Source organism: Neobacillus sp. PS3-12 (assembly GCF_030915385.1).
Classification (GTDB): domain Bacteria; phylum Bacillota; class Bacilli; order Bacillales; family Cytobacillaceae; genus JAEVLT01.
The window spans coordinates 2,931,476-2,945,616 of sequence record NZ_CP133268.1 but is presented as its reverse complement, the minus strand read 5'-3'; the positions used below and the strand labels follow the sequence as shown (position 1 = coordinate 2,945,616).

Sequence of the window (14,141 nt, the reverse complement as noted above, 5' to 3'; positions counted from 1 at the left end):
AGTATACCCCCCTCCCTTATTCGCCTAAACCTAAACGGTCAAAAATGGTATCGACATTTTTCAAATGGTAATGGTAATCAAAGCAGTCGGCAATTTCTTCTGGAGACAGCAATGATGTAATTTTCGCTTCACCTTCAACTAACTGGCGGAATGGCACCTGCGTTTCCCATGCCTCCATAGCCTTTGGCTGTACAGTGTCATATGCCTCTTCGCGGGAGAGACCTTTATCAATGAGAGCAAGTAAAACGCGCTGTGAATAAATCAATCCAAGCGTACGATCCATATTCCGTTTCATATTTTCAGGGAAAACAGTCAGGTTCTTAATGATATTGGCAAAACGATTAAGCATATAGTTTAAAGCAATTGTGGCATCTGGCAGAATGACGCGTTCTGCTGATGAATGGGAGATATCACGCTCATGCCATAATGCTACATTTTCATAAGCAGTAAGCATATAACCGCGGATGACCCTTGCCATTCCTGTCATATTTTCAGAACCAATTGGATTTCGTTTATGTGGCATAGCCGAAGAACCCTTTTGACCTTTAGCAAAGAATTCCTCAACCTCACGTGTTTCACTCTTTTGCAGCCCACGTACTTCTGTCGCAAACTTCTCAATAGAAGTGGCAATTAATGCTAAGGTTCCCATGTAATGGGCATGACGGTCACGCTGCAGGGTTTGCGTAGAGATTGGTGCTGGCTGAATCCCAAGCTTTTCGCAAACATATTTTTCAACAAACGGGTCGATATTTGCATATGTGCCGACTGCTCCAGAAATCTTTCCAAACTCAATTCCTGTTGCTGCCTGCTTGAAGCGTTCCAGGTTTCGTTTCATTTCTTCATACCAAAGGCCAAGCTTTAAGCCAAATGTTGTTGGTTCTGCATGAACACCGTGTGTACGGCCCATCATAACCGTGTACTTATGCTCTTTTGCTTTGTTTTTCAAAATCTCAATGAAATTTTCAATATCTTTTAATAAAATTTGATTCGCTTGTTTTAATAGATAAGAAAGGGCAGTGTCTACCACATCTGTTGAAGTTAATCCGTAATGAACCCATTTTCGTTCTTCGCCAAGAGTTTCGGAAACGGCTCTTGTAAATGCAACAACATCATGTCTTGTTTCTTCTTCAATTTCTTTAATCCGCTCTACATTGAAGGATGCATTTTTACGAATTTTTTGAACATCTTCCTTTGGAATATCCCCAAGAACAGACCATGCTTCACAAGCTAAAATTTCAACTTCCAACCATGCTTTGAAACGATTTTCCTCTGTCCAAATTGCTCCCATTTCCGGGCGAGTATAACGATCGATCATAACTTTGCCTCCAAACTTTTTTCTTAATTAGTTACCCAAATATTGCTCTTGCTTGCTTCTTCAATGGCAGTCTCAACGGACTCCCTTAGAATGGTAACATGGCCCATTTTTCTTTTTACCTTAGGATCTTTTTTTCCGTAAAAGTGTACCTTCCAATCCTTCATCTCAGGCATTCTTTCTAATACCATTGCTTGATGCTCTCCTAATATATTGACCATTAAGGCTGGTTTTAATAGATCAGTCGATGCAAGCGGCAAATTACAAACTGCTCTGATCTGCTGTTCGAATTGCGAAGTTTCACAAGCCTCAATCGTATAATGACCTGAATTATGAGGCCTAGGAGCAAGCTCATTTATGTAAATCTCATCATCATCGGTCAAAAACATCTCTACTGCCAAGGTACCGACAAGATGAAATTGTTGAGCAAGCTTTTTAGCATATTGAATTGCTTTATCTTTTGCACGTTCACTAATTCTTGCCGGTACAATGGTTTGATGTAAAATATTGTTAAAGTGAGTATTTTCCGCAACGGGGAACACTGCGATTTCACCGCTTATGCTACCTGTTAAGATGACCGATATTTCTTTTTTAAAAGGAACCCATTTTTCAAGGACACATGGACCATGCTCAAGAAGGGCTGAAGCCTTTACGATATCTTGACTTTCCTTTATTACTAGCTGGCCCTTCCCATCATAACCTCCACGAGAAGTCTTCAACACTGCCGGATAGCTAAGCCTTTCCATATTATCATATATTTCTGCTAACGAGTGAATGACTGCAAAAGGAGCTACCTGTACACCAGCGCTTTGAATGACTCTCTTTTCCTTGATCCGATCCTGTGATATGTCAAGCAGCTTCGTTCCTTGTGGCACATAAGCATTTTCACAAAGCCATGCAAGTGCGGCTGCATCGATGTTTTCAAATTCATATGTTATAACATCACTTAATTCTGCTAACTTTTTAATAGCTGACAGGTCGTCGTATGCACCTACCACTTTTTCATCAGACACTTGACCACAAGGAGAATCTGGCTCTGGGTCAAGTACGGCGACTCTGTATCCCATTGCTTTTGCAGCAAGAGCCATCATTCTGCCAAGTTGTCCCCCACCAATAATGCCAATAGTTTGTCCTGGCAGTATATGCCTTTTAGACAAGTTCATCACTACTTTCCAATACTGCAATTTTCGCTGTTTCTCGTCTCTTTTCTATCCTTTTTTCTAATTCTTTGTCAGTAATCGACAAAATCTGGGCAGCAAGCAACCCAGCGTTGGCTGCTCCGGACCTACCAATCGCAACAGTTGCTACCGGGACTCCAGCAGGCATTTGAACAATCGATAAAAGCGAGTCAAGACCATTTAGGGCCTTTGATTGAACGGGAACACCGATGACGGGAAGGGTTGTTTTCGCAGCAACCATACCAGGAAGATGTGCGGCTCCTCCGGCTCCTGCAATAATCACCTGAATTCCTCTATGTCTGGCTGTTTCAGTGTACTCAAACATCAAATCTGGCGTACGATGTGCTGATACTACCTTTTTTTCATATGGAATCTCTAATGCTTCTAAAACGTCACAGGTATGCTTCATGGTTTCCCAATCTGATTTACTACCCATAATGACGGCTACTTTCATTTCCAAGTTATACCACCTCAAAATGATCAAAATAAAAAGCCCGAAAACAGATTCTTCTCCATATTTCTTGGTGAGAGAAAGCAGTCTGTCCGGGCTTATAAATCGCTCAGAAAAAGTACCATGAAATGACCGAAAAAAGCTAATCATTTCTGATACAATCCACTTTCCCTCATAGTCCAATTATTTACGGTAATTGGGTAGAAACTTACGGGCCATATTCCCATTATTATACGAGGGTTATTCGTCTATTAACTTATCGCACATTCATTTTAACAACTAATGTTAAGAACGGTCAACAAAAACGAACAATATTTTTCTGTTAATATTTAACGTTCGTATTTTTAACCGTTTTCTTTTGCTTCAAAAATAATTTGTCTGCCGATCGGTTCATAGGTTGTTTGATCATTATTTATGACTTCTTGAAAAATTGGTTTCTCTATCCTTCGTGTTGGTGAATACCCTAGCTTTTTCATTCGCTCGATACATTCACCAATAGACTCATTTTCTTGAACCTCAAATGTCAGTTTACTTTTTCCCATTTGTTGTTTCCTTTCTATATATATATATTAAGTTTATTATATATTTATTTGATGGAATTTATCTTGGGGAATCACAATTATTCCGAATTGGTAAAATATAGGATAAGGTGAATTCGAGTTTTTGCGACTAATGCCTCTACTCGCTTGGTTTTTCTTGAGCACGGGAACTAGTAGGACTCTTTAGTTCCCGTGCTACCTCTTTTTCTTTAACCATGGGCACTATCTCTTTAACACAATCCCTCTCCATACTTTTTGCTGGCAGATATAGGAATTTCTTTCTAACGAAAAAAAGCTGAAACATGAATGTTTCAGCTTTAACACATTTTTCCTGAAAATATACTCCGCAGGTAGGACTCGAACCTACGACCGATCGGTTAACAGCCGATAGCTCTACCACTGAGCTACTGCGGAAAATTATGGTGGGCCTAAATGGACTCGAACCATCGACCTCACGCTTATCAGGCGTGCGCTCTAACCAGCTGAGCTATAGGCCCATTTTGGAGCGGGTGATGGGAATCGAACCCACGACATCAGCTTGGAAGGCTGGAGTTTTACCATTAAACTACACCCGCAAAATTTTTTGGAGGCGGCACCAGATTCGAACCGGGGATAAAGGTTTTGCAGACCTCTGCCTTACCACTTGGCTATGCTGCCATAAGCTGGGCTAGCTGGATTTGAACCAACGCATGTCGCAGTCAAAGTGCGATGCCTTACCGCTTGGCTATAGCCCAAAAATTTTTTTAGATTATTATGGGGCGGCTGATGGGAATCGAACCCACGAATGTCGGAACCACAATCCGATGCGTTAACCACTTCGCCACAGCCGCCATTACGCTATTGGCAGGGGTAGCAGGAATTGAACCCACACCAAAGGTTTTGGAGACCTTCGTTCTACCTTTAAACTATACCCCTAAATGGTGGAGGGGGACGGATTCGAACCGCCGAACCCTGAGGGAGCGGATTTACAGTCCGCCGCGTTTAGCCACTTCGCTACCCCTCCATTTTTCTTCTTAAAAAATAGTGGCGGTCCAGGACGGGACTCGAACCCGCGACCTCCTGCGTGACAGGCAGGCATTCTAACCAGCTGAACTACCGGACCATATTGCGGGGGCAGGATTTGAACCTGCGACCTTCGGGTTATGAGCCCGACGAGCTACCGAACTGCTCCACCCCGCGATAATAGAAAATTATTTAGATTAATCATGCTCTTAGTTGGGTAACCGCCCCGATTTCAGAAAGCTTACTCAAGCAGCAGCTCAATCGGTGCGCTGTAGACATTCGAAGAAGCATATTCGAACGTGCTCCACCCCGCGACAATAGAAACTATTAAGCTAAATATAAAAAAAAATAACATGGCGGAGGAAGAGGGATTCGAACCCCCGCGCGGTTTAACCCGCCTGTCGGTTTTCAAGACCGATCCCTTCAGCCGGACTTGGGTATTCCTCCGTATGATATTATTTGGTGGAGCTTAGCGGGATCGAACCGCTGACCTCCTGCGTGCAAAGCAGGCGCTCTCCCAGCTGAGCTAAAGCCCCAAATGATTATATTAAATATGGTCGGGAAGACAGGATTCGAACCTGCGACCCCTTGGTCCCAAACCAAGTGCTCTACCAAGCTGAGCTACTTCCCGTAAAAAAATGGCGCGCCAGAAAGGAGTCGAACCCATAACCTTCTGATCCGTAGTCAGACGCTCTATCCAATTGAGCTACTGGCGCATATCTTTTAAAATGGTGCCGAGGACCGGAATCGAACCGGTACGGTAGTCACCTACCGCAGGATTTTAAGTCCTGTGCGTCTGCCAGTTCCGCCACCCCGGCAACATTGGAGCGGAAGACGGGATTCGAACCCGCGACCCCCACCTTGGCAAGGTGATGTTCTACCACTGAACTACTTCCGCAATTTATTTAAATGTAAATGGTGCGGGTGAAGGGAGTCGAACCCCCACGCCTTGCGGCGCCAGATCCTAAGTCTGGTGCGTCTGCCAATTCCGCCACACCCGCATTATTAAAAAAATGGTGCCGGCCAGAGGACTTGAACCCCCAACCTACTGATTACAAGTCAGTTGCTCTACCAATTGAGCTAGGCCGGCATTTTTTAGATGGTAATATTAGTTTTTCAGCACGACGGCAAAAAAATATGGTGGAGGATGACGGGATCGAACCGCCGACCCTCTGCTTGTAAGGCAGATGCTCTCCCAGCTGAGCTAATCCTCCAAAATAAAAGCCTGGCAACGTCCTACTCTCACGGGGACTTTCGTCCCAACTACCATCGGCGCTGAGAAGCTTAACTTCCGTGTTCGGTATGGGAACGGGTGTGACCTTCTCGCCATTATTACCAGACTTATTGAATTGAGGTTCATTCCCTCAAAACTAGATAATCAAAAAGAAGTGTAAAGAACGAATAATCATTACTATTGGTTAAGTCCTCGATCGATTAGTATCAGTCAGCTCCACACGTCACCGTGCTTCCACCTCTGACCTATCAACCTGATCATCTTTCAGGGATCTTACTAGCTTGACGCTATGGGAAATCTCATCTCGAGGGGGGCTTCATGCTTAGATGCTTTCAGCACTTATCCCGTCCGCACATAGCTACCCAGCGATGCCTTTGGCAAGACAACTGGTACACCAGCGGTGCGTCCATCCCGGTCCTCTCGTACTAAGGACAGCTCCTCTCAAATTTCCTGCGCCCACGACGGATAGGGACCGAACTGTCTCACGACGTTCTGAACCCAGCTCGCGTACCGCTTTAATGGGCGAACAGCCCAACCCTTGGGACCGACTACAGCCCCAGGATGCGATGAGCCGACATCGAGGTGCCAAACCTCCCCGTCGATGTGGACTCTTGGGGGAGATAAGCCTGTTATCCCCAGGGTAGCTTTTATCCGTTGAGCGATGGCCCTTCCATGCGGAACCACCGGATCACTAAGCCCGACTTTCGTCCCTGCTCGACTTGTAGGTCTCGCAGTCAAGCTCCCTTGTGCCTTTACACTCTGCGAATGATTTCCAACCATTCTGAGGGAACCTTTGGGCGCCTCCGTTACTCTTTAGGAGGCGACCGCCCCAGTCAAACTGCCCACCTGACACTGTCTCCCACCCCGATAAGGGGTGCGGGTTAGAATTTCAATACAGCCAGGGTAGTATCCCACCAATGCCTCCACCGAAGCTGGCGCTCCGGCTTCAAAGGCTCCTACCTATCCTGTACAAGCTGTACCAAAATTCAATATCAGGCTACAGTAAAGCTCCATGGGGTCTTTCCGTCCTGTCGCGGGTAACCTGCATCTTCACAGGTACTATAATTTCACCGAGTCTCTCGTTGAGACAGTGTCCAGATCGTTACGCCTTTCGTGCGGGTCGGAACTTACCCGACAAGGAATTTCGCTACCTTAGGACCGTTATAGTTACGGCCGCCGTTTACTGGGGCTTCGATTCAGAGCTTCGCTTGCGCTAACCCCTCCTCTTAACCTTCCAGCACCGGGCAGGCGTCAGCCCCTATACTTCGCCTTGCGGCTTCGCAGAGACCTGTGTTTTTGCTAAACAGTCGCCTGGACCTATTCACTGCGGCTCTTCAGGGCGATTAACCCCAAAGAGCACCCCTTCTCCCGAAGTTACGGGGTCATTTTGCCGAGTTCCTTAACGAGAGTTCTCTCGCTCACCTTAGGATTCTCTCCTCGCCTACCTGTGTCGGTTTGCGGTACGGGCACCTTTTATCTCGCTAGAGGCTTTTCTTGGCAGTGTGGAATCAGGAACTTCGGTACTATATTTCCCTCGGCATCACAGCTCAGCCTTCACGGTGAACGGATTTTCCTATTCACCAGCCTAACTGCTTACACGCACATATCCAGCAGTGCGCTTACCCTATCCTCCTGCGTCCCCCCGTTGCTCAAACGATAAAGAGGTGGTACAGGAATATCAACCTGTTATCCATCGCCTACGCCTTTCGGCCTCGGCTTAGGTCCCGACTAACCCTGAGCGGACGAGCCTTCCTCAGGAAACCTTAGGCATTCGGTGGATGAGATTCTCACTCATCTTTCGCTACTCATACCGGCATTCTCACTTCTAAGCGCTCCACCAGTCCTTACGGTCTAGCTTCAACGCCCTTAGAACGCTCTCCTACCGCGGACACCTAATGGTGTCCACCCACAGCTTCGGTGATACGTTTAGCCCAGGTACATTTTCGGCGCAGAGTCACTCGACCAGTGAGCTATTACGCACTCTTTAAATGGTGGCTGCTTCTGAGCCAACATCCTGGTTGTCTAAGCAACTCCACATCCTTTTCCACTTAACGTATACTTTGGGACCTTAGCTGGTGGTCTGGGCTGTTTCCCTTTTGACTACGGATCTTATCACTCGCAGTCTGACTCCCACGGATAAGTCTTTGGCATTCGGAGTTTGTCTGAATTCGGTAACCCGATGAGGGCCCCTAGTCCAAACAGTGCTCTACCTCCAAGACTCTTACAACGTGAGGCTAGCCCTAAAGCTATTTCGGAGAGAACCAGCTATCTCCAAGTTCGATTGGAATTTCTCCGCTACCCACACCTCATCCGCGCACTTTTCAACGTGCGTCGGTTCGGGCCTCCAGTAGGTGTTACCCTACCTTCACCCTGGACATGGGTAGATCACCTGGTTTCGGGTCTACGACCACATACTAAAATCGCCCTATTCAGACTCGCTTTCGCTGCGGCTCCGTTTCATCAACTTAACCTTGCATGGGATCGTAACTCGCCGGTTCATTCTACAAAAGGCACGCCATTACCCATAAAAGGGCTTTGACTACTTGTAGGCACACGGTTTCAGGAACTGTTTCACTCCCCTTCCGGGTGCTTTTCACCTTTCCCTCACGGTACTGGTTCACTATCGGTCACTAGGGAGTATTTAGCCTTGGGAGATGGTCCTCCCAGCTTCCAACCGGATTTCACGTGTCCGGCCGTACTCAGGATCCACTCAGGAGGGAACGAAGTTTCAACTACAGGGTTTTTACCTTCTATGACGGACCTTTCCAGATCGCTTCATTTACCCCGTTCCTTTGTAACTCCATGTAGAGTGTCCTACAACCCCGAAAGGCAAGCCTTTCGGTTTGGGCTGTTCCCATTTCGCTCGCCGCTACTTAGGGAATCGCAATTGCTTTCTCTTCCTCCGGGTACTTAGATGTTTCAGTTCCCCGGGTCTGCCTTCATTATCCTATGTATTCAGATAAAGATACTGCTCCATTACGAGCAGTGGGTTCCCCCATTCGGAAATCTCCGGATCAAAGCTTACTTACAGCTCCCCGAAGCATATCGGTGTTAGTACCGTCCTTCATCGGCTCCTAGTGCCAAGGCATCCACCGTGCGCCCTTTCTAACTTAACCTAAAAGGTTTTTTCTTCTTAATTAAATAAGAGAGAAAACTAAAATGGCGATTACTCGGTTCTTTCTTGACTTCTTCTTATACGATTATCTAGTTTTCAAGGAACAAGGTTTTGAGAGATTGTTCTCTCAAAACTAAACAAACAAAATCCGTCGAACAATCTGTGATGTCCGTTAGGACATTTTCCTTAGAAAGGAGGTGATCCAGCCGCACCTTCCGATACGGCTACCTTGTTACGACTTCACCCCAATCATCTGTCCCACCTTAGGCGGCTGGCTCCTTACGGTTACCCCACCGACTTCGGGTGTTACAAACTCTCGTGGTGTGACGGGCGGTGTGTACAAGGCCCGGGAACGTATTCACCGCGGCATGCTGATCCGCGATTACTAGCGATTCCGGCTTCATGTAGGCGAGTTGCAGCCTACAATCCGAACTGAGAATGGTTTTATGGGATTGGCTCCACCTCGCGGTTTCGCTACCCTTTGTACCATCCATTGTAGCACGTGTGTAGCCCAGGTCATAAGGGGCATGATGATTTGACGTCATCCCCACCTTCCTCCGGTTTGTCACCGGCAGTCACCTTAGAGTGCCCAACTAAATGCTGGCAACTAAGATCAAGGGTTGCGCTCGTTGCGGGACTTAACCCAACATCTCACGACACGAGCTGACGACAACCATGCACCACCTGTCACTCTGTCCCCCGAAGGGGAAAGTCCTATCTCTAGGAGTGTCAGAGGATGTCAAGACCTGGTAAGGTTCTTCGCGTTGCTTCGAATTAAACCACATGCTCCACCGCTTGTGCGGGCCCCCGTCAATTCCTTTGAGTTTCAGCCTTGCGGCCGTACTCCCCAGGCGGAGTGCTTAATGCGTTAGCTGCAGCACTAAAGGGCGGAAACCCTCTAACACTTAGCACTCATCGTTTACGGCGTGGACTACCAGGGTATCTAATCCTGTTTGCTCCCCACGCTTTCGCGCCTCAGCGTCAGTTACAGACCAGAAAGCCGCCTTCGCCACTGGTGTTCCTCCACATCTCTACGCATTTCACCGCTACACGTGGAATTCCGCTTTCCTCTTCTGCACTCAAGTCCCCCAGTTTCCAATGACCCTCCACGGTTGAGCCGTGGGCTTTCACATCAGACTTAAAGGACCGCCTGCGCGCGCTTTACGCCCAATAATTCCGGACAACGCTTGCCACCTACGTATTACCGCGGCTGCTGGCACGTAGTTAGCCGTGGCTTTCTGGTTAGGTACCGTCAAGGTACCGGCAGTTACTCCGATACTTGTTCTTCCCTAACAACAGAGTTTTACGACCCGAAGGCCTTCATCACTCACGCGGCGTTGCTCCGTCAGACTTTCGTCCATTGCGGAAGATTCCCTACTGCTGCCTCCCGTAGGAGTCTGGGCCGTGTCTCAGTCCCAGTGTGGCCGATCACCCTCTCAGGTCGGCTACGCATCGTCGCCTTGGTGAGCCGTTACCTCACCAACTAGCTAATGCGCCGCGGGCCCATCTGTAAGTGTCAGCCGAAACCGACTTTCAGCTTCACCTCATGAGAGGTGAAGAATTATCCGGTATTAGCACCAGACTTCCGGTGTTATCCCAGTCTTACAGGTAGGTTGCCCACGTGTTACTCACCCGTCCGCCGCTAATCTTGAGGGGCAAGCCCCTCAAGATTCGCTCGACTTGCATGTATTAGGCACGCCGCCAGCGTTCGTCCTGAGCCAGGATCAAACTCTCCATTAAAGAGTATGAGTTAGCTCATAAATGTTACGTTGGCTAGTGAATACTAGATTCACTATATTTTTATTGTTGACGTTTTTGTTTGTTTAGTTTTCAAAGAACAATTAATTATCTTAGCGACAAAAATTATCTTACCATAACGATTCGTTATTGTCAACTTCTACGAAAGATTTTCTTTCGAAAAAAGTTTTATACCGATAACAAATCTACACTAGTATTTTAACACCATCGGAGTCAAAATACTATAGTAAAATAATGTCACCCTTACAATAGGGATTAAAAAAGACAGAGAATAAATTCTTTGTCTTTCCGCCTGGCAACGTCCTACTCTCACAGGGACTTTCGTCCCAACTACCATCGGCGCTGAGAAGCTTAACTTCCGTGTTCGGTATGGGAACGGGTGTGACCTTCTCGCCATTATTACCAGACTTATTGAATTGAGGTTCATTCCCTCAAAACTAGATAATCAAAAAGAAGTGTAAAGAACGAATAATCATTTTTGGTTAAGTCCTCGATCGATTAGTATCAGTCAGCTCCACACGTCACCGTGCTTCCACCTCTGACCTATCAACCTGATCATCTTTCAGGGATCTTACTAGCTTGACGCTATGGGAAATCTCATCTCGAGGGGGGCTTCATGCTTAGATGCTTTCAGCACTTATCCCGTCCGCACATAGCTACCCAGCGATGCCTTTGGCAAGACAACTGGTACACCAGTGGTGCGTCCATCCCGGTCCTCTCGTACTAAGGACAGCTCCTCTCAAATTTCCTGCGCCCACGACGGATAGGGACCGAACTGTCTCACGACGTTCTGAACCCAGCTCGCGTACCGCTTTAATGGGCGAACAGCCCAACCCTTGGGACCGACTACAGCCCCAGGATGCGATGAGCCGACATCGAGGTGCCAAACCTCCCCGTCGATGTGGACTCTTGGGGGAGATAAGCCTGTTATCCCCAGGGTAGCTTTTATCCGTTGAGCGATGGCCCTTCCATGCGGAACCACCGGATCACTAAGCCCGACTTTCGTCCCTGCTCGACTTGTAGGTCTCGCAGTCAAGCTCCCTTGTGCCTTTACACTCTGCGAATGATTTCCAACCATTCTGAGGGAACCTTTGGGCGCCTCCGTTACTCTTTAGGAGGCGACCGCCCCAGTCAAACTGCCCACCTGACACTGTCTCCCACCCCGATAAGGGGTGCGGGTTAGAATTTCAATACAGCCAGGGTAGTATCCCACCAATGCCTCCACCGAAGCTGGCGCTCCGGCTTCAAAGGCTCCTACCTATCCTGTACAAGCTGTACCAAAATTCAATATCAGGCTACAGTAAAGCTCCATGGGGTCTTTCCGTCCTGTCGCGGGTAACCTGCATCTTCACAGGTACTATAATTTCACCGAGTCTCTCGTTGAGACAGTGTCCAGATCGTTACGCCTTTCGTGCGGGTCGGAACTTACCCGACAAGGAATTTCGCTACCTTAGGACCGTTATAGTTACGGCCGCCGTTTACTGGGGCTTCGATTCAGAGCTTCGCTTGCGCTAACCCCTCCTCTTAACCTTCCAGCACCGGGCAGGCGTCAGCCCCTATACTTCGCCTTGCGGCTTCGCAGAGACCTGTGTTTTTGCTAAACAGTCGCCTGGACCTATTCACTGCGGCTCTTCAGGGCGATTAACCCCAAAGAGCACCCCTTCTCCCGAAGTTACGGGGTCATTTTGCCGAGTTCCTTAACGAGAGTTCTCTCGCTCACCTTAGGATTCTCTCCTCGCCTACCTGTGTCGGTTTGCGGTACGGGCACCTTTTATCTCGCTAGAGGCTTTTCTTGGCAGTGTGGAATCAGGAACTTCGGTACTATATTTCCCTCGGCATCACAGCTCAGCCTTCACGGTGAACGGATTTTCCTATTCACCAGCCTAACTGCTTACACGCACATATCCAGCAGTGCGCTTACCCTATCCTCCTGCGTCCCCCCGTTGCTCAAACGATAAAGAGGTGGTACAGGAATATCAACCTGTTATCCATCGCCTACGCCTTTCGGCCTCGGCTTAGGTCCCGACTAACCCTGAGCGGACGAGCCTTCCTCAGGAAACCTTAGGCATTCGGTGGATGAGATTCTCACTCATCTTTCGCTACTCATACCGGCATTCTCACTTCTAAGCGCTCCACCAGTCCTTACGGTCTAGCTTCAACGCCCTTAGAACGCTCTCCTACCGCGGACACCTAATGGTGTCCACCCACAGCTTCGGTGATACGTTTAGCCCCGGTACATTTTCGGCGCAGAGTCACTCGACCAGTGAGCTATTACGCACTCTTTAAATGGTGGCTGCTTCTGAGCCAACATCCTGGTTGTCTAAGCAACTCCACATCCTTTTCCACTTAACGTATACTTTGGGACCTTAGCTGGTGGTCTGGGCTGTTTCCCTTTTGACTACGGATCTTATCACTCGCAGTCTGACTCCCACGGATAAGTCTTTGGCATTCGGAGTTTGTCTGAATTCGGTAACCCGATGAGGGCCCCTAGTCCAAACAGTGCTCTACCTCCAAGACTCTTACAACGTGAGGCTAGCCCTAAAGCTATTTCGGAGAGAACCAGCTATCTCCAAGTTCGATTGGAATTTCTCCGCTACCCACACCTCATCCGCGCACTTTTCAACGTGCGTCGGTTCGGGCCTCCAGTAGGTGTTACCCTACCTTCACCCTGGACATGGGTAGATCACCTGGTTTCGGGTCTACGACCACATACTAAAATCGCCCTATTCAGACTCGCTTTCGCTGCGGCTCCGTTTCATCAACTTAACCTTGCATGGGATCGTAACTCGCCGGTTCATTCTACAAAAGGCACGCCATTACCCATAAAAGGGCTTTGACTACTTGTAGGCACACGGTTTCAGGAACTGTTTCACTCCCCTTCCGGGTGCTTTTCACCTTTCCCTCACGGTACTGGTTCACTATCGGTCACTAGGGAGTATTTAGCCTTGGGAGATGGTCCTCCCAGCTTCCGACCGGATTTCACGTGTCCGGCCGTACTCAGGATCCACTCAGGAGGGAACGAAGTTTCAACTACAGGGTTTTTACCTTCTATGACGGACCTTTCCAGATCGCTTCATTTACCCCGTTCCTTTGTAACTCCATGTAGAGTGTCCTACAACCCCGAAAGGCAAGCCTTTCGGTTTGGGCTGTTCCCATTTCGCTCGCCGCTACTTAGGGAATCGCAATTGCTTTCTCTTCCTCCGGGTACTTAGATGTTTCAGTTCCCCGGGTCTGCCTTCATTATCCTATGTATTCAGATAAAGATACTGCTCCATTACGAGCAGTGGGTTCCCCCATTCGGAAATCTCCGGATCAAAGCTTACTTACAGCTCCCCGAAGCATATCGGTGTTAGTACCGTCCTTCATCGGCTCCTAGTGCCAAGGCATCCACCGTGCGCCCTTTCTAACTTAACCTAAAAGGTTTTTTCTTCTTAATTAAATAAGAGAGAAAACTAAAATGGCGATTACTCGGTTCTTTCTTGACTTCTTCTTATACGATTATCTAGTTTTCAAGGAACAAGGTTTTGAGAGATTGTTCTCTCAAAACTAAAC

4 protein-coding genes, 19 tRNA genes, 5 rRNA genes and 1 riboswitch are annotated in these 14,141 nt (G+C 47.9%); all 28 genes read right to left on the bottom strand.

The window, feature by feature from the left end; translation table 11 throughout:
- Positions 1 to 16: 16 nt before the first annotated feature.
- The 28 genes from purB to RCG17_RS14945 all read right to left on the bottom strand — a co-directional run bounded on the left by purB (position 17) and on the right by RCG17_RS14945 (position 14,003).
- Entirely contained in the window at positions 17 to 1,315 is a 1,299-nt protein-coding gene (purB, locus tag RCG17_RS15080) for an adenylosuccinate lyase (RefSeq protein ID WP_308170986.1), read from the bottom strand.
- Between the two features lie 23 nt (positions 1,316 to 1,338).
- The gene (gene purK, locus RCG17_RS15075; RefSeq protein ID WP_308170985.1) at positions 1,339 to 2,475 is read right to left on the bottom strand and encodes a 5-(carboxyamino)imidazole ribonucleotide synthase; all 1,137 of its coding nucleotides are present in this window, start codon (positions 2,473 to 2,475) and stop codon (positions 1,339 to 1,341) included.
- Positions 2,462 to 2,944, bottom strand: a complete 483-nt coding sequence (gene purE / locus RCG17_RS15070; RefSeq protein WP_374120958.1) for a 5-(carboxyamino)imidazole ribonucleotide mutase — start codon at positions 2,942 to 2,944, stop codon at positions 2,462 to 2,464. The genes purK and purE overlap by 14 nt, the downstream gene beginning before the upstream one ends.
- Before the next feature lie 152 nt (positions 2,945 to 3,096).
- Positions 3,097 to 3,198: riboswitch (purine riboswitch) on the bottom strand.
- Positions 3,199 to 3,285: 87 nt separating this feature from the next.
- Positions 3,286 to 3,483: an NETI motif-containing protein gene (locus tag RCG17_RS15065; protein WP_308170983.1), complete on the bottom strand. Its 198-nt coding sequence runs from the start codon at positions 3,481 to 3,483 to the stop codon at positions 3,286 to 3,288.
- A 339-nt stretch (positions 3,484 to 3,822) separates the two neighbouring features.
- Positions 3,823 to 3,894: transfer RNA gene (locus RCG17_RS15060), tRNA-Asn, on the bottom strand.
- A gap of 6 nt (positions 3,895 to 3,900) precedes the next feature.
- Positions 3,901 to 3,977: transfer RNA gene (locus RCG17_RS15055), tRNA-Ile, on the bottom strand.
- A gap of 4 nt (positions 3,978 to 3,981) precedes the next feature.
- Positions 3,982 to 4,055 (bottom strand) — tRNA-Gly (locus tag RCG17_RS15050).
- A gap of 9 nt (positions 4,056 to 4,064) precedes the next feature.
- Positions 4,065 to 4,137 (bottom strand) — tRNA-Cys (locus RCG17_RS15045).
- A gap of 5 nt (positions 4,138 to 4,142) precedes the next feature.
- Positions 4,143 to 4,214: transfer RNA gene (locus RCG17_RS15040), tRNA-Gln, on the bottom strand.
- Between the two features lie 20 nt (positions 4,215 to 4,234).
- Positions 4,235 to 4,310: transfer RNA gene (locus RCG17_RS15035), tRNA-His, on the bottom strand.
- A gap of 11 nt (positions 4,311 to 4,321) precedes the next feature.
- A tRNA-Trp gene (locus RCG17_RS15030) sits at positions 4,322 to 4,395 on the bottom strand.
- Positions 4,396 to 4,398: 3 nt separating this feature from the next.
- Positions 4,399 to 4,483, bottom strand: a tRNA-Tyr gene (locus RCG17_RS15025).
- A gap of 21 nt (positions 4,484 to 4,504) precedes the next feature.
- Positions 4,505 to 4,582, bottom strand: a tRNA-Asp gene (locus RCG17_RS15020).
- Positions 4,583 to 4,585: 3 nt separating this feature from the next.
- Positions 4,586 to 4,659, bottom strand: a tRNA-Met gene (locus tag RCG17_RS15015).
- Positions 4,660 to 4,836: 177 nt separating this feature from the next.
- Positions 4,837 to 4,929: transfer RNA gene (locus tag RCG17_RS15010), tRNA-Ser, on the bottom strand.
- Between the two features lie 13 nt (positions 4,930 to 4,942).
- Positions 4,943 to 5,018, bottom strand: a tRNA-Ala gene (locus RCG17_RS15005).
- Between the two features lie 18 nt (positions 5,019 to 5,036).
- Positions 5,037 to 5,113: transfer RNA gene (locus RCG17_RS15000), tRNA-Pro, on the bottom strand.
- Positions 5,114 to 5,121: 8 nt separating this feature from the next.
- Positions 5,122 to 5,198, bottom strand: a tRNA-Arg gene (locus tag RCG17_RS14995).
- Positions 5,199 to 5,211: 13 nt separating this feature from the next.
- A tRNA-Leu gene (locus RCG17_RS14990) sits at positions 5,212 to 5,300 on the bottom strand.
- Between the two features lie 5 nt (positions 5,301 to 5,305).
- Positions 5,306 to 5,380, bottom strand: a tRNA-Gly gene (locus RCG17_RS14985).
- Positions 5,381 to 5,398: 18 nt separating this feature from the next.
- Positions 5,399 to 5,483 (bottom strand) — tRNA-Leu (locus RCG17_RS14980).
- Between the two features lie 13 nt (positions 5,484 to 5,496).
- Positions 5,497 to 5,572 (bottom strand) — tRNA-Thr (locus RCG17_RS14975).
- A gap of 48 nt (positions 5,573 to 5,620) precedes the next feature.
- Positions 5,621 to 5,696, bottom strand: a tRNA-Val gene (locus RCG17_RS14970).
- A 9-nt stretch (positions 5,697 to 5,705) separates the two neighbouring features.
- Positions 5,706 to 5,822 (bottom strand): 5S ribosomal RNA (gene rrf, locus RCG17_RS14965).
- 74 nt (positions 5,823 to 5,896) lie between these two features.
- A 23S ribosomal RNA gene (locus tag RCG17_RS14960) occupies positions 5,897 to 8,832 on the bottom strand.
- A gap of 189 nt (positions 8,833 to 9,021) precedes the next feature.
- A 16S ribosomal RNA gene (locus tag RCG17_RS14955) occupies positions 9,022 to 10,571 on the bottom strand.
- A gap of 308 nt (positions 10,572 to 10,879) precedes the next feature.
- Positions 10,880 to 10,996, bottom strand: a 5S ribosomal RNA gene (rrf, locus tag RCG17_RS14950).
- A 71-nt stretch (positions 10,997 to 11,067) separates the two neighbouring features.
- Positions 11,068 to 14,003 (bottom strand): 23S ribosomal RNA (locus RCG17_RS14945).
- Together the 16S, 23S and 5S rRNA genes with 19 tRNA genes alongside form the textbook arrangement of a ribosomal RNA operon.
- Positions 14,004 to 14,141 lie beyond the last annotated feature (138 nt).

What these genes read in the sequence shown, in the direction of transcription:
- purB (WP_308170986.1), bottom strand. Translation starts at nt 1,315, where the DNA reads ATGATCGATCGTTATACTCGCCCGGAAATGGGAGCAATTTGGACAGAG.
- purK (WP_308170985.1), bottom strand. Translation starts at nt 2,475, where the DNA reads ATGAACTTGTCTAAAAGGCATATACTGCCAGGACAAACTATTGGCATT.
- purE (WP_374120958.1), bottom strand. Translation starts at nt 2,944, where the DNA reads ATGAAAGTAGCCGTCATTATGGGTAGTAAATCAGATTGGGAAACCATG.
- RCG17_RS15065 (WP_308170983.1), bottom strand. Translation starts at nt 3,483, where the DNA reads ATGGGAAAAAGTAAACTGACATTTGAGGTTCAAGAAAATGAGTCTATT.